The following is a 20,988-nucleotide window of genomic DNA, read 5'->3' as shown; positions in this document are numbered from 1 at the left end:
GCGGGAGCTGGCATGGAAAGCCACCACCGGCGAGCAGCGCACGGCGATCACCGACCAGCTCCGTCGCCTGCAGGACCACGTCACCGACCACGACACCGCAACCCGCCACCACCTCGACCACCTCGCCCGGCAGGTTCGCGAGGCACTCGAACGGCGCTGGGCAGGGTGATGCCCTACCTGACGTGTGCCGCCGCGTCCGCGGCGGGTGATCCGACCGTCGACAGCATTTCGGTCCTCGATTCCGCTTCCCGACCCTCGGCCGGACTGTTAGAGTCACCACAATCATTGATTGATCGCTTGATCAGTATAGGTAATCGCGCTTCGGCGGTGGGAGGCATGGCATGACGCACAGCGATGTGCCGGTGGCGGTGATCGATCGCGCCGCCCGGCTGCTGGAGGCATTCCGCGACAGCGAACGGCTCACTCTGGCCGAGCTCACCCGTCTGACGGGCATGCCCCGCTCGTCCACGCACCGGCTGCTGAACCAGCTCGTCGAGATCGGCTGGGTGCGACGGGACGCTCCGGCGTATGCGCTGGGCACGAAGATGCTCGAGCTCGGCTCCCTCGTCCAGCACAACGACACCCTGCACCGGGCCGCCCTGCCCGTCATGCACGAACTGCACGGCAACACCGGTCTCGTCGTCCACCTGGCGGTCCTCACCGGCGCCGAGGTGCTGTATCTGGAGAAGGTGGGCGGCCCCTATTCGATGCGCATCCCGTCGCGCGTGGGCGGACGCCAGCCGGCGCACTGCACCGCGTTGGGCAAGGCGCTTCTGGCACAAGGAAAAACCGATCTCGACGCGCTGTTCGCCGAGCGACCGCCGAAGGCCCGGACCCGTCACAGCGTCACCGACCCGAACCGGCTGCGCAGCGAACTCGCCCGCGCACGGGAGCAGCACGTCGCGCACGACCGCGACGAGGCTGCCACGGGCGTCTCCTGCGTCGCGGCACCGATCGGTCACGCCGGCAAGTGTGTCGGCGCGATCTCCGTCAGCGGCCCCACCTCGTCGATCCGTCCCGCCGCCCTGGCGGGCCCGGTGCGCATGGCCGCCCTCACCACGTGGCGTCGCCTCACCCGGCTCCGGTCGGCGGACTCACAGCACGCCGTCTGAGGCTGTATTGATCATCTGATCAATAGGTGTGTCACAATGGACCGGCTGTTGACGACCGAGTCCCGAGGAGTGCCATGGATCCGCACGAGCGCCGCCGCCAGATCCTGGACAGATCCGCACAACTGTTCGCTTCCAAAGGAATTGCGGCGACCACCATCCGGGAGATCGCCGACGAGGTCGGCGTCTACTCCGGAGCGCTCTACCACTACTTCCCGTCCAAGGAAGCGATCGTCACCGAACTTATCCGCGAGTACATCGACGATCTGAGCGGGCGGTGTCGCGAAATCACCGCGCGGCCCCAGACCCCGGTCGAGCGGATGGAGGCGCTCGCGTTGCTGGCCCTGTCCACTTCGGAGGACTACCGCGGCGCCACGACGATCTGGCAGCGTGAAGGCGAGTACATGCGCGACCGACTCGTCGAGGCCGACCTGGCCGAGACCGCCGACGAGGTCGAGAGGGCGTGGCGGGCCGCGATCGCCGAGGGCGTGGCCGAGGGAACCTTCCGCGACGACATCGACCAGGAGGTGTTCTACCAGTTGATCCGTGACGCCGTCTGGCAGGCACCGCGCTGGCACCGCCCCACCGCGCAACGTTCCAACGCCGATCTCGCGCGTGAGATCACCCGCATCTTCGTCGACGGGTTCCGCCCCCGGACCGGCTGACCGGCCACGGGGGCGTCCACTCCGTCGCCGGGTCAGTCCCGGCGCGCCATGGTCTCGTCGACCTCCCTCTGCCAGTTCTCCAGAGCACGGGTGGTGTCCACCTCGAATTCGAAGCGCTGCACCATATCCGGGGTGACATCCTCGACGTCGACGAAGAACTGGCTGTACCAGCGGCGCAACTGGTAGACCGGTCCGTCCTCCTCGGTCAGCAGCGGATTCTCGATCCGGGTCTTGTGCTTCCAGATCTCGACGTCCTGCTTGAACTGCGTCTCGACCCCCTCGGTGAACATCGTCGCCATCGCGGCGGCTTCCTCGTCCCCGACCCCGTCCACCTTCTTGACGATGGTGCCGAACTGCAGCACGAACGAGTCCTGGGTGACGGGATAGTGGCAGTTGACGAGCTTGGTTTCGACCGTCACGTCGCCGGACACCGTGTAGACGGTGTCGAGCATGAAGGACGGACCGTAGTACATCGCGTCCGAGATGGTCTGCGAATCCGGCAGATCCAGCTGCACGCCCGTCTTGATGTCGTCCCGGCCCGTCGAGCGCATGTGCTGGGCGGCGATGTGGCCCTCGAAGACGTTCTTGAAGTACTGCGGCATCTGGAAGTGCACGTAGAAGAAGTGGGCCATGTCGACGACGTTGTCGACGATCTCACGGCAGTTCGACCCCGTCACGTGGAAGGTGTTCCACGTCCACTCGCTCCACACGTCCGTCCCGTAGTCCGGAATCTCGGGGATGGTCCCGTCCGCCGGCGGCGGGTTGCCCTGCGGGTCGTTCCACACGAAAAGCAAGCCGTTGCGTTCCATGTTGATCCAGGACTTCGTCCTGGCGATCTTCGGGGTTCGGCGGGCGTACGGCACCTCCGCGCACCGGCCGTCGCCGCCCCACCGCCAGTCGTGGAACGGGCACGCGATCGTGTCGCCCTTGATCTCGCCCCGGGCCAGATTGCCGCCCATGTGCCGGCAGAAGGCGTCCAGGACGTGCAGGGCGCCCTTCGAGTCCTCGAAGACCACCAGATCGGTCCCGAACACCTTGATCTGATGCGGCTTTCCGTCGTGGAACGTCTTGGCGAGCCCGAGGCAGTGCCAGCCGCGGGCATACCGCGTCGGGTTGCTGCCCGTCTCGATGCTCCGGACCTCGATGGTCTCGAGTTCAACAGTCATGAAGTCCTCCAGGTGATGTGCTTTCCGGTGCGGCGACGCCGGACCGACTACAGTTCGACCCGCCGGGTTCGACCCGATGCGAGGGCACGAGCCGGCCGTCGCGCACGGCGCGATCGACCGACTCGTGCAGCGCCCCGCAGTGCGGCAGATAGGTCGTGGTCTCGTCCGCGATTGCCGCCGAGGCGAATTCGCGGCAGGTGTCGCGGGCCGAGCCCGTCCATTGAATGCTCGTGTGCACGGGGCTGTACTTCGCCACGAGCACGGTGTTGCCACACGCGTGACATTCGAGCGACTGCATCCGATCACTTCCTTCCTCGGGTACCTCGAGCGTAGGAAGTTCCCCGCCCGGTGGCTGCGGGGTGTCAGCTCAACGGGACACCTTTTCCGAGGCGGGATTCGGGGCCGGGGTCAGGACGCATCGCGTGCCGGTGTGCATGCCGGCCAGGTCGGTGACTCCGCCGAGCAGAACGAGCGGAGCGCGTACCACCGCTCACCGGTCTGCGATTTCGCGAAGGTGATGCCACAACCGGTCAAGCTCGGCGTCCGACTGTTCGGCAAGCTCGCACTGAAGGTGTACCCGTATCGGGACCTGTATCTCCTGGAACAGGCTCGGCAGGTCCTTCCCCTCAGACGTCCCGCTGGGGCAGGATCTCGACGTATCCGTCGGTTCCGTTCACGCGGATCTGCTGCCCGTCGCGAATCAACCGGGTGGCACCTTCCACGCCCACGACGGCCGGCAAGCCGTACTCCCGCGCGATCACCGCCCCATGGGTCATCAGTCCGCCCACCTCCGTCACCAGGCCCTTGATCGCGACGAACACGGGAGTCCAGCTCGGATCGGTGTAGGCGGTGACCAGGATGTCGCCCGCCTCGAGATCGGCCTGCGCCGTATCCGACACGACACGGGCTCGCCCCTCGATCCTGCCGGCGGACACCGGCGTACCGGCCAGCGCTCCAGGCGGGACGTCTTCGCGCCGATACCTTCCGGCGACGACCTCGCCGTCCGATGTGAGCACCCGGGGCGGCGTGAGCGCCTGATACGAGCGGAATGCGGTCTTCCTCTCACGGATGAGCTGGTCACACGATCGGTGCGTGAGCACGACCTCGCGCAGCTCGTCGAACCTCAAGTAGAAGATGTCTTCCTGCCGGCGAAGGACGCGCGCCTGCACGAGCCGCTCGGCCTCGCTCAACAAGGCTTCCTTGTATACGAAGTAGCGGCTGACCATGCCGTATTTCGGATACTCCCGATACCCGGAGAAGGTGCGGACACGGTCGATCATCCGCTTGGCCTCACAAGCTTTTCGCTCTCCGTCCGGCAAGGCGCGCAGACGCTCCAGCAACTGGTGTTCTTTCTTCCGAGCCCCTCGCCGCCCGTGCTCGAAGCGTCGCTTTCCGGCGCCCGGCCCGAAGTTCCTGATGTTGCTCATGAGCATCGGCACCAAGGTGGTGGGGCGTTCGCTCCAGCGCGGCCTCGTGATGTCGATCTCGCCGACGCAGCGCATGCCGTGCTTGTCGAGGTAGGCCTCGATCGCAGCGCATGCCTGCGGGCCGCCGGTGCGTTTCGCCAGCTCATCCAGGAAGCTCTCCTCCTCGCAACCCGCGTCCTCGACGTGCTGCAGAAAGGACACCACGTCCGGGTGCGGCCGGATCGCGTCGGCCACGTCCACAAGCGCCAAGCCCATCTCCGACGTGACGTTGTGCGGGACCGATTGCGTGAGCGTGTCGGCTGCGTTCTTTTCGCCCAGCCAGGCCTGAAGCCGATCGTTGAGCCACCGGGCGGCTTCCATCGCCGCCGTGATCACCTGGTGGCTCCGCGGGTCGAACAGGATCCGCCTCAGTTCCTTGATGTCGGCCGAGATGAAGTCGAGCAGCGCCGTTCCGGACTCAGCCCGGATGTCGCGCTTCAACACCGCGACAGAGGCCCGGCTCTGCGCCATCAACTCGGCGACGATGCCCTCATCAGCTTCGATGAGGGCAGGTGCATCGCCGGCCGGTACACCGCCGGCCCCCTCGTCCGGACACCACCTGATGAAATCGGCACGTTCGACGATGGTCTTCAACGCGTCTCCGAGAAGCGGATCGGACATACCGAGAGCGTCCAGCAGTCCTGTTCTCTTCACCGGCGAAGCCAGAGCCCGGGTGACATCGACGAACAGCCGACCTCCCGCCTCCCTCGTGGGTGCCGGACTCGTCAGTTGCCACAGGGAGATCCCCAGGGGCTTCATCGGGTCGGTCATCATCTGCTGGTGACCGACAGAGACGTACACACGGTTCTCCCCGTCGTTGACCACGGGGACCGGGAACAGCGTGGTGATCGGGCGACTTTGCACGATTCGGAAACCGTCGTCGACCAGGCACCATTCGATGTCCTGAGGACTGCCGAAGTGCGCTTCGATTCTCCTGCCCAGCCGCTCGAGTTGCACAACTTGCTCATCTGTCAGCACCGGTTGGTTCTGCTGCTCCTGCTCGATTCCCTGCATGTGCGTTCCACCGGCCGGCGCTGCTCGGACGGCGCGTTGTTTGGTGGCGACGGTCCTGTCGGTGACTTTGCCGTCGCGCACTTTGTAGACGTCCGGGTTCACCAGGCCGGAAACGAGGGACTCGCCGAGTCCGAAGCCTGCCTCCACCGACGAGACCTTCCGATTGGAGGTGATCGGATCGGCCGTGACCAGAATCCCGGCCGCCCACGGGAACACCATCCGCTGGACAACGACCGCCATGTGAACCTTCCGCTGGTCGAAACCATTGTGCAGACGGTAGGTGACGGCTCGCTCGGTGAACAACGAACCCCAGCACCGGCTCACGTGCCGGAGAATCGCCGCTGGGCCCGAGACGTTCAGGTACGTGTCCTGCTGACCGGCGAAGGATGCGGTCGGCAGATCCTCGGTCGTCGCGCTGGATCGGACCGCATAGGCGGCTTGTTCACCGAGCCGGGCGAGAGATCGGACGATCTCCGACACCACGTCGTCAGGGATGACGCACTCTTCGACCGCACGGCGGATCTGCGCACTGCGCACGCGGATCGAATCTCGATCCGCCGCCTCGAGATGTGACAATCGATCGAGCCGATCGTCGAGGGACGGCACTTCTGCCACGACCCGCCGAAAGGCGTCAGTCGTCACGCAGAACCCAGCCGGCACCCGTATGCCATCGATTCGCGACAGCTCTCCGAGGTTCGCGCCCTTGCCGCCGGCGACTGCAACCTGCGTCCGATCGATCTCCCGGAAGTCCAGTACATAACCCATTCCCCTGCCACTCCCCTGTAGGTTTCGGCATTCCGCAGGCGATTATCGGCCACAATTCCGGGCCTCATGAGAGCCTCGAATCGTGTATAACGTAGAAGGGGGACAGGGACAGCACACCGTCATGGCGGGCCGATACGCGGCACCGGAGCGCGTTCATCCGTCGATCCCCACCTTCGGCCTTCGCCGCCTTGATGATTCGAATGCGCACGGCCACGGGCCCGAGCCGGGCCGGTGCGAGCACTTCGGGATCTGCACGTTTCTCTCTTCCGCGAAAAGGTACGTCTCAGCGCATCAGCGCTTGACTGCCGTCGACGGGGAGCGAGTGACCGGTGATGTACCGTGCCGCCGCACCGCACAGGAAGACCACCGCTGGACCGATGTCGATTTCGGGGTCGCCCAGCCGCCCGAGCGGCACGGTGTCGAGATACGCCGTCCTTCCTCGCTCATTGAATAATCGATCAATCAATGGGGGACCGATGATGCCGAGTGCGAGCAGAATCTGCGGGCGAACCGGCGAGCTACTTCCCGGCTCCCGCGGGCGACCGTGCGTTGCGATGAGACCCTGACAACTGTGGAAATGGTGATCGCGGTGAACCCCGACCCGGCGTCCAAGCTGGGCTACCTGCTGCGGGTTCCCCTCGACGGCGGGCTGGTGTTCCGCACGTCCGGCACCTGGCCGCGCACGAAGGCGCTGTACTGCCACCCCGTGCCGATCGACGAATGGCCCACCGAACCCGAGGTCGTCGAGCGCGTGGCCGTGCGATCGTGCGCACGCCGGGGCGCGGCGATCGATCTGGTGCTCGACCGGGGCCGGGAGAACCGGTCGCAGATCGTGTACACCACCGCCCGCGGACGCGACGTCGTGTTCTGGCAGTCCCCGCGCACCCGCAAACAGGCCCGCCCGAACGTGCGCACACCCACTGCCCGGGCCGCCGGCATCGCCGAGTTGCCGATCGTCGTCGACTCGCACGAGCGCTACGCCTACCGGTTCGCCGACCAGCAGGTCGACCTCACCAAGCGCGCGCTGCCGTGCGGGGACTACGGCGTCCTCCTCGAGGACCGGCTCGTGGCCTCGGTCGAACGCAAGTCGGTGCCGGACCTGGTCTCGAGCCTGACGAACGGCACGCTGCGCTACGCGCTGGCCGAGCTGGCAGCCCTACCGCGGGCCGCGGTCGTGGTCGAGGACCGGTACTCGGCGATCTTCGCGCTCGACCGGGTGCGGCCGGCGACGGTCGCCGACGGTCTGGCCGAGTTGCAGGTGCGCTGGCCGAACGTACCGATCGTGTTCTGCGACACCCGAGCCCTGGCGGAGCAGTGGACCTACCGCTATCTGGCCGCGGCCTACGTCTGGGCCGAGGCAGAGCGCAGCGCGATCGACCGCATCGCCGCGCCCGCCGCCACGACACCGTCGACGGCCGAGGTCCGAGCCTGGGCCCGCACGCAGGGCCTATCCGTACCGGACCGCGGCCGGCTCCGCCCCGAGGTCTGGCAGGCGTGGCGCGCGGCTCACCCGAACTGACGCGATCGTCGACGATGCACATCTCGTGACGACGCGCCGGGCAGTGTCACGAGAAGTGCTCATTCGCCGCGCGGTTCGGGGTCGACGGCGACTCCCGTCCCGATGGCGTGAGCGCTCGCAGCCCCGGCCCCGTCCGTTGTGCATGCCTCCAAACACCTCCCCGCAACGGTGTGTCGCCGAGGACATCCGATCCCTACTGTCGGCGACACCGACGTGTCCTGCATCACAGCGGGGACATCGGGCCTCCATCGAACGGAAGGAAGTCGACGATGACACTGAACGGGAAGATCGCGATCGTCACCGGCGCCGCACAGGGAATCGGCGCAGCCACCGCCCAGCGACTGGCCGCCGAAGGCGCGACGGTGATCGCGGCGGACATCCAGGACGCCGGGGCGACCGTGGACGCCGTGCTCACGACCGGCGGCAAGGCCGAAGCGCACGCCCTCGACGTGCGCGTCCGGAGCAGCTGGGCCGACACGGTCCGCGAGGTGATCGAGCGGCACGGCCGCGTCGACCTCCTCGCCAACGTGGCCGGTGTCGTCAACATGATCAGCGAGGACAGCGTCGTCGGGCTCACCGAGGAGGCGTGGGATCACGTCATCGGCACCGACCTGAAGGGTGTGTGGCTCGGGATGCAGGCGGTGATTCCGAACATGATCGAGCGTGGCGGCGGGCGGATCGTCAACATCGCGTCGATGGCGGCGCTGCGCGGCCTGCCGAACCTCGCCTCGTATTCGGCGGCGAAGGGCGGCGTCGTCTCCCTCACCAAGCAGGCAGCGTTCGAGTACGGCGACAAGAACATCCTCATCAACGCGATCTGCCCCGGCACGATCGACACCCCGATCCTGGCGGACATCACCGACGAGATGCGTGCCGCGAACGCCAACGCCCACATCGTCCGGCGTCTGGGCCGGCCGGAGGAGATCGCGTCGATGGTCGCCTACCTGATGCGGGAGGGCAGCTTCCTGACCGGCGAGATCTACCCGGTCGACGGCGGGTGGGCCGCCAAGGGCAACTTCTGACCGGACCGCCGCGCGAGCGTGGGTGGATCCGGCAGCACGGTTGGATTCGCCCACAATCGCCCTCCCATTCCCCTCTTCACCGTCGGGCCTCATCCCACCAGGGTGTGATCTGCGACATAGCCCGATCCGACTCGAAGGACGCGCACCGTGAACGACGAGCACTGCACTTTCGGCCTGTGGTACGACTTCCGCAACCCCACGCGATGGCCGCGCAGCTTCACCGACTTCTACCGGCAGAGCCTCGAACAGATCGCCTGGGCCGAACGCTGTGGGATCGGCTCGGTGTGGTTGACCGAGCATCACTTCATGGAGGACGGCTACACCCCGTCGCCGTTCGTGCTCGCCGCCGCGATCGGATCGCACACCGAGCACCTGCGGATCGGCACCAACCTGATCGTCGCCCCGCTGCACAACCCGATCCGGCTCGCCGAGGACGCGGCCACCGTGTCGCTCCTGACGGCGGGCCGCTTCGATCTCGGAGTCGGGCAGGGGTACTGGCAGCCGGAGTTCGAAGCGTTCGGTCGCTCGCTGCGGCACCGGCCGAGCCTGCTCGAGGAAGGCATCGCCCTGATCCGGCAGGCATGGGACGGCGACTGCGTCGAGTTCCGGGGCAGCCGCTTCGACTTCCCGGCACTGCCGGTGACGCCGCAGCCGGAACGCACCCCGCAGGTGCTCGTCGGCGCGATGGCCGACCCGGCCATCGACCGGGCCGCACGCATCGCCGACGGGTTCCTCAGCACCCAGAACGCGCACCACGAGACGTACCTCGACGCACTCGAGCGGCACGGGCGCCCCCGCGACGCCGGCCGCATCTACGCCGGGCAGTGGTCGGTGATCGCCGACGATCCGGAACGTGAATGGGCCCGGATCGGGGAGCACGCGCTGTACCAGATCAACGGCTACATCCGGATGGGGGCGTTCGGGCCGCCGGAGTCCACCCCGTTGTTCGACTCGCCGCAGGCACTCGTCGACGCGGGGGCGTTCCAGCTGTGGGACGCGGCGACCGCGGTGCGGGAACTCACCGCCCTGCTCGTGGCCCGGCCGCAGGTCAAGGACGTGCACTTCTGGGCGCAGCTGCCCGGCGAATCCGTCGACAGCGGCTCGGCCCGGATCGAACTGCTCACCTCGAAGGTGATGCCCGAGGTCCGTTCGGCGGTGGCCGCCGCCCGGCAGGAGGTGCCTGCATGACCCCGGTGCCGTCTCCGGGCAGCCCGCTCGTGATCACCGACTTCGTGTATCGGGCGCGGGAATTGTTCTCCGCCAAGACGATCACGCAGTACCTGGACGGTGGGTCGGTGTCGCAGTACACGTACCGCGAGTACACCGACCGGGTGTTCCGGTTGGCGGCGGCCCTGATCGAACTCGGGGTGCGGCCCGGCGACCGGGTGGCGACGCTGGCCTGGAACCATCGCCGTCACCTCGAGTTGTACCTGGCGGTGCCCCTGGCGGGTGCGGTGTTGCACACCGTCAACCTGCGACTCGAGGCCGACGAGATCGCCTACATCGTCGACCATGCCGACGACCGGATGATCTTCGTCGACACCGCGCTGCTGCCGCTGCTCGACACCGCCCGCGCCCGACGGCCCGACATGCTCGTAGTCACCACCGACGGCGACGGGATCGACCTGCCCACCCAGGACGCACTCACCGACGCCGCCGCACCCTTGACCGAGCCGGTTCCCCGCGACGAGAACGACCTCGCCGCACTGTGCTACACGTCCGGCACCACCGGTTTCCCCAAGGGCGTGGGATATTCGCACCGCGCCCTGTACCTGCACACGTTCACCGCGTGCCTGGCCGACGGACACGCGATCTGCGAGCGCGACACCGTCTGCCACGTCGTGCCGATGTTCCACGCCAATGCGTGGGGAATTCCGTTCGCGGCGTTGATGACCGGCGCGAACCAGGTGTTACCGGGAGCGCACCCCGCGGTGCCGGACATCGCCCGGATCCTCGAGGCCGAACGCGTCACCTACGTCGGGATGGTGCCGACGGTCGCCGTCGAGCTGGTGCGCCACGCCCTAGCGACGGGAACGGACCTGACGAATCTGCGCGCACTGGTGCTCGGGGGCTCGACCCCGACCCGGGAACTGATCCGCAGCATCGAAGAGGACCTCGGGGTGCCGGCCTTCCAGGGGTGGGGCATGACGGAGATGTCGCCGATGGGCACGTTCGCCCGCCCGCCCCGCGCCGCCGACGACGATCCGGCCAAGCGCTACGAGTACATCCGCCGGCAGGGGCGGTTGCTGCCCGGGTTGCGGTGGAAGCTCGTCGACGACGACGGCGCTGTAGTTCCCCACAACGGTGTCGATCGGGGTGAGCTGCTCATGCGGGGTCCGTGGGTGGCCGAACGGTATTTCCGCGACGAGCACCCGGAGGCGTTCGTCGACGGCTGGTTGCGCACCGGCGACATCGCCACCATCGACGAGGAGGGTTATCTCACCATCGTCGACCGGGCGAAGGATCTGATCAAGAGTGGCGGCGAGTGGATCAGCTCGCTCGCGCTCGAGCAGGCGTTGACGCAGGTCCCGCACGTCGCCGACGCCGCGGTCGTGGCGGTGCCGCACGAGAAGTGGCAGGAGCGGCCCCTGGCGTTCGTCGTCGCCGAGGAGGGGCACGTTCTCGACCCGGAGGCGGTGCGCACCGCGCTCGCCGACCTCGCACCCCGCTGGTGGCTGCCCGAGCAGGTCGTGGTCGTCGAGTCGTTGCCGCGCACCAGTGTCGGCAAAGTCGACAAGAAGCGGCTGCGCAGCACTGTCGACGCCCAGACGTTTGTGGACTCCCACAACGGCGGCGGAGCGAGGTTCCACGGCTGAACCGGGTGCCGCTCTAGCGTCGGGTCCACCGGTGCGGCGCGGACGGCCCCGCCGGAGGCGTCGTCGCAAGGAGGCACACCGTGAAGTTCGGCATCTTCTACGTCCTCGAATGCCCGGACCGGGACTTCTCCCGGGCCTACCGCGAGATGCTCGAACAGATCGCATACGCCGAGCAGCTCGGATTCGACGAGGTGTGGCTGGCCGAGCATCACGGCAGCGACTACGGGTCGATGCCGTCGCCGCAGGTGGCGGCGGCGGCGATCGCCGCCCGCACCGAACGGATGCGGATCGGCATCGCGGTGAGCAACCTGACGTTCGACTGGCCGGTGCGCATCGCGGAGGACTACGCGATGGTCGACGTCATCTCCGGTGGCCGCCTCGATTTCGGGGTGGGGCGCGGCTACCAGCCGGACGAGTTCCACAACATGGGCGTCGCCGATCTGCAGGGCGAGAGCCGCGAGGTGTTCGTCGAGGCGCTCGAGATCGTGCGGGGCCTCTGGAGCAAGAAGCCCGGCGAGCCGTTCTCCTATCACGGCAAGCACTTCGACCTCGACCATGTCGACTGCCGCCCGACCCCGGTGCAGCGGCCGACCCCGCCGATCTACATTGCCTCGATCAGCCCGGAGACCCTGGATCTGGCGGCCGATCAGGGCTACAACATGCTGGTCACGCCGACGTTGATGACGATGCCGGAGCTGAATGCGTTCGTCGTCGACGCCAAACGACGGCTGCGCGACCTCGGCCGGGATGTGCTGAGCCTGGATTTCCCGATGAACTGGCAGATCCACCTCGCCGACACCGAGGAGGTCGCGGTCGAGAACGCGCGGGACGCTCTGACCTGGTATTTCGATGCGGCGCTCGCGGCGGTGCCGCAGGGCCCGGACGTGCCGGCGACCTACGAGCGCTACGCCGAGCTGGTCACCGCGGCCGACGAGGCCGGCGGCATGACCGTCGAGGGTCTGCGCGACGGCGGCGTCGTGTACGTCGGTGATCCCGACGGCCTGCTCCGGCAGCTCGAGGTGCTGCACGACGAGACCGGCCTGCAACATCTGATCTGCTGGATGCGGTTCGGCGGCCTGGCTCACGAGAAGGTGATGCGGTCGCTCGAGCTGTTCGCCGAGCACGTCATGCCCCGGTTCCGGGATCGCCCGGCCGTGGTGCCGCGGGCGTTGCGGCACGACCCGGCAATTCCGGCCACCCCTCTGCTTTCCCATCCGCTCGATCCCACTTCCCCACTCGCACAGGAGGACATCATGGGTTATCTGCCCGTCGAGAACGACCGCAGGATCTACTTCGAACACCACCGTGGTGAGGGTCGGCCGATCGTGCTGATCCACGGCTGGGGTGCCACGGCCCGCGCCTGGGACACGACACTTCCGGCCCTGCGCACCAACGGCAACGAGGTCGTGACGCTCGATCTGCGGTGCTGCGGCCGGTCCGACAAGGACTTCGACGACGTGTCGATCGCCGCGCTGGCCGCCGACGTGGTGGCGCTGGTCGAGCACCTGGGCCTGGACCGGCCGGTGATCAACGGCTGGTCGCTCGGCGGGGCGGTGGCGACCGCGGCCGTCGCGCAGCTCGGGGATCGGGCGTCGGCGTTGGTGCTCACCGGTGGGGCGTCGCCGCGGTACACCGCCACCGACGACTGGCCGCACGGCGGGGCGGTCGCCGACGTCGAAGGTGTGCTCGCCGGGGTCGCCGCGAACCGGGCCGAGACGTTCCGTGGAGTGGCCGCAGCGGTGTGCGCCCAGGACCCCGGCGAGGCCGTGCTCGAGTCGATCTGGGACATGTTCATGTCGATGGGGCCGCGGGGCGACGACTCGCTGCGTGATCTGGCGACGATCGATCTGCGGAAGGAGATTGCGGCGCTCGAGGTGCCGATCCTGCTGCTCCACGGTCGGCTCGATGCGTTCGTGCCGTTCTCCGGCGCCGAGGCGGTGCCGGCGCTCAACGACCGCGCCGAGGTCGTGGAGTTCCCGTCGAGCGGGCATGCCCCGTTCCTCGAGGAGCGGGACCGCTACCTCGCCGCGTTGACGGGATTCCTGAACCGATGAGCGGCGTCAGGACGTGGCTGGTCACCGGCGGTTCCCGGGGCATCGGGCGGGCCGTGGCGGAGGCCGCGGCCGCCCGCGGCGACAACGTCGCGGTGTTCGCCCGCAAGCCGGCGTCGGCGCCGTGGACGCACCCCGACCGGGTGGTGGAGATCAACACCGACATCAGTGATGCGGCGTCGATCCGGCTCGGGGTGGACGCGGTGTTCGACCGGTTCGGTGCGCTCGACGTCGTGGTCAACGCCGCGGGGGTGCACCGCGGCGGCCGGATCGACGATCTGCCCCGCGCCCACTGGGACGAGGTGCTGGCCACCAACCTCACCGGTGCGTTCGAGGTGGCCCGGACCGTCGTTCCCCGGCTGTCCGCGGGCGCGGCGATCGTCAATGTCGGTGCGGTGGTCGGGTTCCGGGGTTTCCCCGGCGACGTAGCCTACGGTGCGGCGAAAGCCGGGCTGAGCGGGCTGACCCAGGTGCTCGCCGTCGAGCTCGCGCCGCGGGACATCCGCGTCAATCTCGTCATCCCCGGTTTCGTGGACACCGACATGACCTCGGCGCTGACGGGCCGGGCCCGGGAGCGGGTCGTCGCGGCGATCCCGATGGGCCGAACGGGCCGTCCCGAGGAGATTGCGCAGGTCATCGTGGGCGTCGCGGACGCGCCGTACATGACCGGCTCGGTGGTGGCCACCGACGGTGGGCTGATGTCCTCGTTCAGCTCGCGGTCGTGACCGTCCGGTCGTTGTAGCGGCCTACAACGACCGGAAAACCTGCGTGACCCACACCACAGTCTTCCGGATACCGTCGGAGGCAGCAGTTGGGAAGTTCTTCCCCCGCTACCCGATTCGTCCAAGTCCTCACTCGAAGGAGCTCAGATGGACAACGTCGCGACCGCCGGAAGCCTCGAAGCGGCCAACAAGAAGCTCGTCGCCGAGTTCATGGAGGTGTTCACCTCCGGCGACGTCGAGGCGATCCTCGGCTACCTCGCCCCCACCGCCACGTGGTGGGTGGCCGGCACCATCGACGGAATCTCCGGGACCAAGACCAAGGAGGAGTTCCGCGAGATGCTCTCGGGCCTGTCCGCGACCACCAGGACCGGGGCGATCGCCCTGACCCCGCGGGCGTGGACGGCCGAGGGCGACCGGGTCGCCGTCGAAACCGAGTCGTACTCGGAGATGGCGAACGGCCGCGTCTACAACAACCTCTACCACTTCGTCTTCGAGATCCGGGACGGCCTGATCGAGTCGGTCAAGGAGTACCTCGACACCGAACACACCCGGGCCGTGTTCCTCGCACCCTGATCCGCTCCCCGTCCCCTCCATCCCCCTCACACAAGGAGTTACGTCCATGGACGTCGGCATGCTGCTCGTGTTCCAGAACTACCACGAAAACGTCAGCGACCAGGAGGTGTTCGTCCGCGAACTCGAGATGGGCGTCGCAGCGGAGAAGTACGGCTTCGATGCCGTCTGGTCCGCCGAACACCACTTCGACGACTACTCGATGTGCCCGGACAACATGCAGATCATGTCGTACCTCGCGGCCCGCACGTCGACCGTCAAGCTGGGCACCGGCGCGGTGATCCTCCCGTGGAACAACCCCGTCCGCGTCGTCGAGAAGATGACGATGCTCGACATGATGTCCGAGGGTCGCGCCCTGTTCGGCATGGGCCGCGGACTGGCCAAGATGGAGTACGACGCGTTCGGCATCCCGATGGACGAAGCGCGTGGACGGTTCATCGAAGCCGCCAACCTCGCGATCGAGGGGCTGCGCACCGGCGTGGTGGACCAGCCCGACGGCGAGTTCTACCCGCAGCAGCGCGTCGAGATCCGCCCGGCCCCGAACCCGGCGTACGAGTGGGGACGCGACCGCCTGTTCGGCGCTGCGATGTCGCCCGACTCCGTTCCGGTCATCGCCGATCTCGGCGTCCGCATGATGACGTTCATGCAGTTCGAGTTCGGCAAGCACGCCGAGGCGATCAATCGGTGGCGCGACCTGTACCGGGCGCGCTGGAACACCGAGCCCCTGCCGCCGGTCATCCAGGACTTCGTGATCTGCCACGAGGACGCGGAGGAGGCCCGCCGCCTCGCCTACGAGCACGTCGCCCGGTATTTCCTGTCGGTGATCAAGCACTACGACTTCGCCGGCGAGCACTGGCGCGAAACGAAGGGCTACGAGACCTACCAGGTCGGCGCCGACATGATCCGCGAGGCCGGAATGGAAGCCGCAGCCGACGCCTACGTCGAGGCCAACGTGTACGGCACGCCCGAGCAGATCGTCGAGAAGTATGCCGCCCGGCACGAGATGGTCGGTGACTTCTTCGCCAACGCGGCGTTCGCGTTCGGCGGCCTGCCGATCGAGCAGGCGGAGAAGGCCCTGAAGCTCTACGGCGAGAAGGTCGTCCCCGAGCTCCACAAGATGAAGGCGCCGGTTCCGGCGAACGCCTGAGCCGCCCGCGGCGGTGCCCGGATTCGCCGGGCACCGCTTCGGCCGACCCCGTCGGAGGACGTGATGAATCCAATTGCCGCCCAAGAGTTCACCGCCGAGTTCCGGGACGTGATGGCCAGTGTGTGCACCCCCGTGACGGTGGTGACCGCACTCGACGGCGCCCGTCCGCACGGCACCACCGTCAGCGCCTTCGCCTCGCTGTCGCTCGATCCTCCGATGGTGCTGGTGGCCCTCGACCGCGGGTCCGATCTGCTCACGGTCGTGCGGTCCGGAGGACGGTTCGGGGTCAACGTCCTCGGCCGCGGTCAGGACGCCCTCGCCCTGACGTTCGCCCGCAAGGGCACCGACAAGTTCGACGGGGTCGACTGGTCGCTGTCGGCCGGGGTGCCGCGGGTCGACGCGGCGCCGGGGTGGTTGGCGTGCCGGGTGGCCGACCTCGTCGACGGTGGCGACCACGTCGTCGTCCTCGGGCACGTCGAAGCCGCCGCCCGCGTCGACCATCCGCCGCTCACGTACCACCGGCGCACCTTCGGCACCCACAGCGCAGAACAGGAGTAGTCGCCATGCCACGGACCAGCCCCGCTCAGGACGTCGAACTCGCGGTCGAGACCCTCGCCGCCGGCGGCATGGTCGTCGTCGTGGACGACGACGACCGGGAGAACGAAGGTGACCTCGTCGCGGCCGCCGCCACGATGACCGCCGAGCAGATGGCGTTCATCGTCCGGCACACCACCGGCATCGTCTGCGCGCCGATGACCGCGCACCGCGCCGACACCCTCGACCTGCCGCTGATGGTCGAACGCAACACCGACGCGCACGGCACGGCGTTCACCGTCACCGTCGACCACGTCTCCACCGGGACCGGGGTCAGCGCGCAGGACCGGGCCGCGACCGTGCGGGCACTCGCCGACGACACGACCGAACCTGCGGATCTGCGCCGGCCGGGGCACGTCTTCCCGCTGCGAGCCCGGGAGGGCAGGGTGCTCGCCCGCGCCGGGCACACCGAGGCGACCGTGGATCTGTTGCGTCTCGCCGGGGCCGGAGACGTGGGGGTGATCGGGGAGATCGTCGCCGAGGACGGCTCGATGCGCCGCGGCGCCGATCTCGTCGCGTTCACCCGGGAGCACGGCCTGCCCCTGCTGCGGATCGCCGACCTGGTGCGATACCGGGCTGCGACGGAGCCGTTCGTCGAGCTCGTCGCCGAGTCGACGATGCCCACCGAGTTCGGGGAATTCCGGGCTGTGGCGTTCCGATCGGTGCTCGACGGCACCGAGCACCTCGCGCTGGTCATGGGCGACGTCGCCGCCGCCGGGCGCACCCCCGAGGGAGTGCTGGTGCGGGTGCACAGCGAGTGCCTGACCGGCGACATCCTCGGTTCGTTGCGATGCGACTGCGGGGCGCAGCTCGAGCGTGCGCTCGCCGAGATCGCCCGGGAAGGGTGCGGGGTGCTCGTGTACCTGCGGGGCCACGAGGGCCGGGGCATCGGACTGGCCCACAAGATCCGCGCGTACTCGCTGCAGGAGCAGGGCCTCGACACCGTCGACGCGAACCGGGCGCTCGGCCTGCCCGACGACTCGCGCAGCTACGGGGTGGGCGCCCGGATCCTCGCCGACCTGGGTGTGCGGCGGATGCGGCTGATCACCAACAACCCCGGCAAACTCGGTGGCCTGGAAGGCTATTCGATCGAGATTGTCGGGCGGGTGGCGCTGCCGACCGTCGTCACCGCACACAACGTGCGCTACCTGCGGGCCAAGCGGGACCGGATGGGCCACGAGCTCGACGGCGCACTGGCGACTGTGATCGCGACCTGATTTCCCGTAGATTGTGATAATGAACAACATCGACACGTGGCGGCGCCGCACCCTCGGGCGCCGGGAGGTGAGGTAGACGCATGGCGCTGCCGAGCGGGAACGTCGAGCCGACGACGCCTGAGCACGGCTCCGCCCGCGCGACGGTCCCGACCGCCGCCCACGCGCCCACCCTCGTGGGTCACCCCGCGACCCGGCCCCGGGAACGCGACGTCATCACCGCCTTCGCCGAGATCACCGGCGAAGCCATCGGCGACGCCGACCTCGAACAGCTGCTGCGCTCGGTGTGCGTGAAACTGTGCACCGTGCTCGGGGTGTCCCGCAGTTCGCTCTACCTCAGACGCCCCGACGGCCGGTTCCGCGGCGCCGCGGGACACTGCGCCGACGAGGGCGACATCACCGAAGCCGTCAAGCGCCAGGAATCCGGGATCGCCGGCGACCACTTCAGCCGGGAGATCATCGAGACCGCCCGGTCGGTGCTCATCGAGGACGTCCCCAACGACCCGCGCCCCCATCGCCGAACCATGGAGCACTGGCGGGTCCGCGCCATGCTCGGGGTGCCGTTGGTGTTCGACGGAGAGGTCATCGGCCTGCTCTTCGTCGACAACAAGGACCTCCCCCGCCGTTACACCGCCGAGGACATCGAGATCGCCGAGATGTTCGCCCAGCTCAGCGCGTTGTTTCTCACCCAGGCGATGCTCAACTCGCGGCTGCGGGCACAGGCCTCGGAGATCACCCGCAGCCGCAACACGCTCGCCTATCTCGCGGACGTGCACCGCAAGCTCACGAACGCCGTGCTCGAGGGCGCCGACATCCAGCGCGTGGTGCGTCTGCTCAGCGACCTGTCGACCAAACCCGTCGTCCTCTACGACGAGGACTTCCGGGTACTCGCCTGGGCGGCGCCGGTCACCCTCGGATTGGACCGCGCCCCGGTGATCTCCGAGCAGATCCGGCGCATGCCCTCGGTCGAGGCCGAACTCGCCGGCCTGAGCCCGGACCGGCCGTCGGCCGTGGTGCCGCCTACGTTGTCCGTCGGCCTCGGCCGCCGGCACCTGCTGTGCCGATTGATGATCGAGGGCAAACCCAACGGCTACCTGGGCATCGTCGAGGTCGGTCGCTCGCTCGAGCAGGTCGACGCGAACATCGCCGAACACGGCGCGACGGTGCTGTCCCTGCAGATCCTTTCCGAACGCCGGCAGATCGAGACCCAGGGCCAGGCCCGCGACGACTACCTGTCGGATCTGCTGCGCAACACCCGCGACAAGGAACACCTGGTGCGGCGCGGCCCGCAGTTCGGTATCGACCTTACGTATCCGCACGTGCTGGTCCGGTTCACACTGGCGGCGAACCAGCGGATGTCCGCCTCCGCCGCACAGCGCCTGGTCACCCGCCGGTTCCAGGAGGTGCTCGGGATCGACGAGCCGGCGGCGGTGAAACTGCCCGGCAGCGTGATCGTACTGGTGCCGCTGCCCGACGGCGGCTCCGCCGAGGAACTGCAGCGGGTGCGCGACGCGGTGTCGCGGATCCGCGCGTCGCTGCAGCCGCAGCTGGCGACCGGCGCCACCGTCATCTCCGGTGTGTGCCGGGAGGTCACCGACTTCCCGCAGGCCGCCCGGGAGATGCGGGAGGTCGCCGAGATCGCGCGGTCGTTCGAATGGTCCGCCGGGGTCCTCGACGTCACCGAGCTCGGACTGTTCCGGCTGGTCGTCAGCTCCGGCCGGGTCAAGGAGGCGGTGCACTTCGCGCACGAGTACCTGCACGCTGTACAGACCGCCGACGACGGCGTCCTGCTCGACACGTGGCGCGCGTTCGTCACCGCCGAGGGGCGCGTCCAGGGCGCCGCACAGGCTCTGGACGTGCACGAGAACACGGTGCGCTACCGGATGGGCAAGATCAAGGAACTGACCCGACTCGATCCGGCCAGTCTCGACGTCATGCTCTCGGCGCGGCTCGCCTTCCAGATCCTCGACTTCTCCGGCCGCTGACCAGCGCGGACCCCGCTCCACGGCGGTTGTGGAAACCCACAACGAGCGGTGAAAGCCGCACTGCCCCCGCCGGACCCGGCCGATACCGTCGTTGTATGCCGACCGACACGACAGACAGCGACCTGACGGGAGTCGATCTCGCCGCGCTGCGCGACTGGATGGACACACGGGGCCTCGGCGCCGGCGACCTCACCGAGGTCTCCCCGATCGGCGGCGGAACGCAGAACATCATGCTCGCGTTCGGGCGGGCCGGAACCCGCTATGTCCTGCGCCGCGGACCGAAACACCTTCGCCCGCACTCCAACCGGATGATGCTGCGGGAGATGACGTTGCTGCGTGCCCTGGCCGGGACCGCGGTGCCGCACCCGAGTTTCATCGCCGGGTGCGAGGATCCCGACGTCCTCGGCGCCGTCTTCTATCTGATGCACGCTGTGGACGGCTACAACGCAGCGGAGGGCTTGTCCCCCGCCCACGCCGCCGACCGGGACGCCCGCCGTCACATGGGCCTGGCGATGGTCGACGCGCTCACCGAACTCGGCCGGGTCGACCCGGCCGCGATCGGTCTGACCGGATTCGGACGCCCTGAGGGGTTCCTCGAACGGCAGGTGGGTCGCTGGACCAGCGAACTCGAGTCCTACACGCTGCTGTCCGGATATCCCACGGTGCTGCTGCCCAGCGTCGACCGCCTCGCGTCGTGGCTCGACGACAACCGGCCCCGGCAGTGGACACCCGGCATCCTGCACGGCGACTACCACGTCTCCAACGTCATGTTCGACCGGATCGCCCCGACGGTGAATGCGATCGTCGACTGGGAGATGGCCACCGTCGGCGACCCGCTGCTGGACCTCGGCTGGATGCTCGCGATCTGGCCCGAGTCCGACGGCGAGCCCGACCTGCTCGAAAGCCGCCTCGCCGCCGCCGGTGGACTGCCGACCCGTGCGGAACTGGTGCAGCGGTACGCCGAGAACACCGACCGTGATCTGGCCGCCCTCGACTGGTACACCGCGCTGGCCGCGTTCAAACTCGGCATCATCCTCGAAGGCACCTACGCCCGCGCCTGTTCCGGGCAGGCCCCCCGCCCGGTCGGCGACCGGCTGCACCGGTACGCCCTCCACCTGTTCGAGCGCACCCTGCGCTTCCTCGACTGACCCGCCGATCCGCAC

17 protein-coding genes and 2 pseudogenes are annotated in these 20,988 nt (G+C 68.5%); 15 read left to right on the top strand and 4 right to left on the bottom strand.

Annotation, left to right across the window (positions count from 1 at the left end):
• Window positions 1-341: 341 nt before the first annotated feature.
• Window positions 342-1,112, top strand: a complete 771-nt coding sequence (locus tag G6038_RS14110; protein ID WP_165038481.1) for an IclR family transcriptional regulator — start codon at window positions 342-344, stop codon at window positions 1,110-1,112.
• 74 nt (window positions 1,113-1,186) lie between these two features.
• A complete protein-coding gene (locus G6038_RS14105) occupies window positions 1,187-1,774 on the top strand; it encodes a TetR/AcrR family transcriptional regulator (RefSeq protein WP_165038480.1) in 588 nt (195 codons plus the stop codon).
• A gap of 32 nt (window positions 1,775-1,806) precedes the next feature.
• Here G6038_RS14105 and G6038_RS14100 read toward each other — a convergent pair whose 3' ends face one another.
• Window positions 1,807-2,940 carry a Rieske 2Fe-2S domain-containing protein gene (locus tag G6038_RS14100; RefSeq protein WP_165038479.1) on the bottom strand — a complete coding sequence of 378 codons (1,134 nt, stop codon included), beginning with the start codon at window positions 2,938-2,940 and terminating at the stop codon, window positions 1,807-1,809.
• A complete protein-coding gene (locus G6038_RS14095) occupies window positions 2,930-3,238 on the bottom strand; it encodes a hypothetical protein (RefSeq protein WP_240918481.1) in 309 nt (102 codons plus the stop codon). The genes G6038_RS14100 and G6038_RS14095 overlap by 11 nt, the downstream gene beginning before the upstream one ends.
• Before the next feature lie 192 nt (window positions 3,239-3,430).
• On the opposite strand from G6038_RS14095, the pseudogene G6038_RS31335 reads away from it, so the two are divergent.
• Window positions 3,431-3,559 (top strand): annotated as a pseudogene (locus G6038_RS31335) (NADH:flavin oxidoreductase); the annotation flags it as partial.
• A gap of 7 nt (window positions 3,560-3,566) precedes the next feature.
• Here the strand turns inward: G6038_RS31335 and rph are convergent.
• Window positions 3,567-6,185 (bottom strand): rifamycin-inactivating phosphotransferase, encoded by a 2,619-nt coding sequence (gene rph, locus G6038_RS14090; protein WP_165038478.1) that lies wholly within the window; start codon window positions 6,183-6,185, stop codon window positions 3,567-3,569.
• 283 nt (window positions 6,186-6,468) lie between these two features.
• Window positions 6,469-6,612 (bottom strand): annotated as a pseudogene (locus G6038_RS31330) (SDR family oxidoreductase); the annotation flags it as partial.
• Between the two features lie 150 nt (window positions 6,613-6,762).
• On the opposite strand from G6038_RS31330, the gene G6038_RS14080 reads away from it, so the two are divergent.
• The 12 genes from G6038_RS14080 to G6038_RS14025 all read left to right on the top strand — a co-directional run bounded on the left by G6038_RS14080 (window position 6,763) and on the right by G6038_RS14025 (window position 20,973).
• The gene (locus tag G6038_RS14080; RefSeq protein WP_206024714.1) at window positions 6,763-7,704 is read left to right on the top strand and encodes an ERCC4 domain-containing protein; all 942 of its coding nucleotides are present in this window, start codon (window positions 6,763-6,765) and stop codon (window positions 7,702-7,704) included.
• 269 nt (window positions 7,705-7,973) lie between these two features.
• Window positions 7,974-8,726 (top strand): SDR family NAD(P)-dependent oxidoreductase, encoded by a 753-nt coding sequence (locus tag G6038_RS14075; protein WP_165038476.1) that lies wholly within the window; start codon window positions 7,974-7,976, stop codon window positions 8,724-8,726.
• Window positions 8,727-8,873: 147 nt separating this feature from the next.
• Complete coding sequence (locus G6038_RS14070) at window positions 8,874-9,914, top strand: LLM class flavin-dependent oxidoreductase (protein ID WP_165038475.1); 1,041 nt, start codon at window positions 8,874-8,876, stop codon at window positions 9,912-9,914.
• Window positions 9,911-11,542, top strand: a complete 1,632-nt coding sequence (locus G6038_RS14065) for a long-chain-fatty-acid--CoA ligase (RefSeq protein ID WP_165038474.1) — start codon at window positions 9,911-9,913, stop codon at window positions 11,540-11,542. Before G6038_RS14070 ends, G6038_RS14065 begins: the two co-directional genes overlap by 4 nt.
• 80 nt (window positions 11,543-11,622) lie before the next feature.
• A complete protein-coding gene (locus G6038_RS32090) occupies window positions 11,623-13,596 on the top strand; it encodes an LLM class flavin-dependent oxidoreductase (protein ID WP_165038473.1) in 1,974 nt (657 codons plus the stop codon).
• A complete protein-coding gene (locus G6038_RS14055; protein ID WP_100054747.1) occupies window positions 13,593-14,318 on the top strand; it encodes an SDR family NAD(P)-dependent oxidoreductase in 726 nt (241 codons plus the stop codon). Before G6038_RS32090 ends, G6038_RS14055 begins: the two co-directional genes overlap by 4 nt.
• 144 nt (window positions 14,319-14,462) lie before the next feature.
• The gene (locus tag G6038_RS14050; RefSeq protein ID WP_165038472.1) at window positions 14,463-14,888 is read left to right on the top strand and encodes a nuclear transport factor 2 family protein; all 426 of its coding nucleotides are present in this window, start codon (window positions 14,463-14,465) and stop codon (window positions 14,886-14,888) included.
• Window positions 14,889-14,934: 46 nt separating this feature from the next.
• Window positions 14,935-16,032 (top strand): LLM class flavin-dependent oxidoreductase, encoded by a 1,098-nt coding sequence (locus G6038_RS14045; RefSeq protein ID WP_100054749.1) that lies wholly within the window; start codon window positions 14,935-14,937, stop codon window positions 16,030-16,032.
• 63 nt (window positions 16,033-16,095) lie between these two features.
• On the top strand, window positions 16,096-16,590 hold the full coding sequence (locus tag G6038_RS14040) for a flavin reductase family protein (RefSeq protein WP_165038471.1): 495 nt from the start codon (window positions 16,096-16,098) through the stop codon (window positions 16,588-16,590).
• Window positions 16,591-16,595: 5 nt separating this feature from the next.
• Window positions 16,596-17,843 (top strand): bifunctional 3,4-dihydroxy-2-butanone-4-phosphate synthase/GTP cyclohydrolase II, encoded by a 1,248-nt coding sequence (locus tag G6038_RS14035; protein ID WP_165038470.1) that lies wholly within the window; start codon window positions 16,596-16,598, stop codon window positions 17,841-17,843.
• Between the two features lie 80 nt (window positions 17,844-17,923).
• On the top strand, window positions 17,924-19,825 hold the full coding sequence (locus G6038_RS14030; RefSeq protein WP_165038469.1) for a GAF domain-containing protein: 1,902 nt from the start codon (window positions 17,924-17,926) through the stop codon (window positions 19,823-19,825).
• A 95-nt stretch (window positions 19,826-19,920) separates the two neighbouring features.
• Window positions 19,921-20,973, top strand: coding sequence for a phosphotransferase family protein (locus tag G6038_RS14025; RefSeq protein WP_165038468.1), 1,053 nt, complete (start codon window positions 19,921-19,923; stop codon window positions 20,971-20,973).
• Window positions 20,974-20,988: the final 15 nt, after the last annotated feature.

This window comes from Rhodococcus sp. 14C212 (genome assembly GCF_011058195.1).
GTDB classification, from domain to species: Bacteria; Actinomycetota; Actinomycetes; order Mycobacteriales; family Mycobacteriaceae; genus Rhodococcus; species Rhodococcus aetherivorans.
The sequence above is the reverse complement of the archived record's forward strand: the minus strand, read 5'-3'. Positions and strand labels throughout refer to the sequence as shown.

Excerpts from the sequence above, each read along its gene's own strand:
- G6038_RS14110 (WP_165038481.1), top strand. The coding sequence starts at position 342 with ATGACGCACAGCGATGTGCCGGTGGCGGTGATCGATCGCGCCGCCCGG.
- G6038_RS14105 (WP_165038480.1), top strand. The coding sequence starts at position 1,187 with ATGGATCCGCACGAGCGCCGCCGCCAGATCCTGGACAGATCCGCACAA.
- G6038_RS14100 (WP_165038479.1), bottom strand. The coding sequence starts at position 2,940 with ATGACTGTTGAACTCGAGACCATCGAGGTCCGGAGCATCGAGACGGGC.
- G6038_RS14095 (WP_240918481.1), bottom strand. The coding sequence starts at position 3,238 with ATGCAGTCGCTCGAATGTCACGCGTGTGGCAACACCGTGCTCGTGGCG.
- rph (WP_165038478.1), bottom strand. The coding sequence starts at position 6,185 with ATGGGTTATGTACTGGACTTCCGGGAGATCGATCGGACGCAGGTTGCA.
- G6038_RS14080 (WP_206024714.1), top strand. The coding sequence starts at position 6,763 with ATGGTGATCGCGGTGAACCCCGACCCGGCGTCCAAGCTGGGCTACCTG.
- G6038_RS14075 (WP_165038476.1), top strand. The coding sequence starts at position 7,974 with ATGACACTGAACGGGAAGATCGCGATCGTCACCGGCGCCGCACAGGGA.
- G6038_RS14065 (WP_165038474.1), top strand. The coding sequence starts at position 9,911 with ATGACCCCGGTGCCGTCTCCGGGCAGCCCGCTCGTGATCACCGACTTC.
- G6038_RS14055 (WP_100054747.1), top strand. The coding sequence starts at position 13,593 with ATGAGCGGCGTCAGGACGTGGCTGGTCACCGGCGGTTCCCGGGGCATC.
- G6038_RS14050 (WP_165038472.1), top strand. The coding sequence starts at position 14,463 with ATGGACAACGTCGCGACCGCCGGAAGCCTCGAAGCGGCCAACAAGAAG.
- G6038_RS14045 (WP_100054749.1), top strand. The coding sequence starts at position 14,935 with ATGGACGTCGGCATGCTGCTCGTGTTCCAGAACTACCACGAAAACGTC.
- G6038_RS14040 (WP_165038471.1), top strand. The coding sequence starts at position 16,096 with ATGAATCCAATTGCCGCCCAAGAGTTCACCGCCGAGTTCCGGGACGTG.
- G6038_RS14035 (WP_165038470.1), top strand. The coding sequence starts at position 16,596 with ATGCCACGGACCAGCCCCGCTCAGGACGTCGAACTCGCGGTCGAGACC.
- G6038_RS14030 (WP_165038469.1), top strand. The coding sequence starts at position 17,924 with ATGGCGCTGCCGAGCGGGAACGTCGAGCCGACGACGCCTGAGCACGGC.
- G6038_RS14025 (WP_165038468.1), top strand. The coding sequence starts at position 19,921 with ATGCCGACCGACACGACAGACAGCGACCTGACGGGAGTCGATCTCGCC.